Genomic DNA, 1,217 nt, shown 5'->3' with positions numbered 1-1,217 from the left:
GCCGCGCCGGCCGCGACGCGCGGCACCAAGCGCAGGCCGCGCAGGCCCGGAGTGCCGCGCAGAGGCCGCGCAGAGGCATCCGTCACCGCGTCACGGACGGCCGCGCTCACGACGTCGCCCCCCGCAGGAGGAGCCCCGACAGGTCGTCGAGGGTGCCCACGGTGAGCACGGTCATGCCCGACACCGCCTGCATGCGGGGGTGAGCGCGCTCGTCGCAGATGACGCCGACGACGGCGGTGTCGCCCGCAAAGGCGAGCGCCGCCTGCTGCAGCCTCGTCAGCGCCACGCGCGACCCGACCACCACGAACGCGATCGACAGCCGGTCGCCGGACTCGGCGGTCAGCCGGCACACCTCGCCGACGGGCATCGTGCTGTCGAGGAGGTCGATGCCGCTGAAGCCGTCGAGCATCGGGCGCGCCGCCGTCGAAGGGAGTCGGCGCATGGCACGCAGGCGCCCCCGCACCACCCGGGGGATCTCGGAGCCGCAGACGACCTGCACGTCGCGGGCGTCGTGCACGGCGCGCAGGCCCAGCGACGCGGCACACGACACGGCCAGCTCGAACTCGTCGGCGTCGGCGTACTCGGCCTGCGCCACCGCGAGCACGACCGCCATGCGGGATCGCCGGGACTCCTCGTACTGGCGCACCATGAGGCGGCCGGTCTTTGCGGTCGAGCGCCAGTGGATCTGGCGGCGCGAATCGCCGGGGGCGTACTCGCGGATCGCGTGGAACGACATGTCGGCGTCCACGAGCCGCCGCGTGGGGCTCCCCTCGAGATCGCGGATGAGGCCTGCACTCGTCGACGGCAGGCCGACCGTGCGCGGGTGGACGTACACCTCGTGCACGTCGTCGAACGCGTGCTCGCGCCGCAGCAGCCCGATCGGGTCGCTGCGCACGGTCGTCGCGGGACCCACCGCGACGATCCCGCGGCGAAGGCCCGGGATGTCGAGGGGCTGCGCGACGGCGTGTCCCGGCCGCAGCAGCGGCACGCCGAACTCGACGAGACCCGCCCCCACCGGAATGTCGATACGTCCCGGCAGGGCGATGCGGTGTCCGTCGTTGCGGACCACGATCTCGCCGTCGACGCCGTCTCCGGCGATCACCCGCTCGTGGGTGAGGACGAGGTCGACCTCGTACGAGCGCGCTCCGAACAGGAACGGCACCGCGGCGACGAGGAGGATGACGGATGCCGCGCCCGCGACCATCAGCTCCACCCAG

General features: G+C 73.8%; 1 protein-coding gene. It reads right to left on the bottom strand.

Annotated features, from left to right (window positions below; all coding sequences use genetic code 11):
- Positions 1-106: 106 nt before the first annotated feature.
- A partial coding sequence (locus EIO58_RS18205) for a DUF58 domain-containing protein (protein WP_127820585.1) occupies positions 107-1,217 on the bottom strand: 1,111 nt, incomplete at its 5' end.

The organism is Microbacterium sp. CPCC 204701 (assembly GCF_004010105.1).
Taxonomy (GTDB): Bacteria; Actinomycetota; Actinomycetes; order Actinomycetales; family Microbacteriaceae; genus Microbacterium.
The sequence above is the reverse complement of the archived record's forward strand: the minus strand, read 5'-3'. Positions and strand labels throughout refer to the sequence as shown.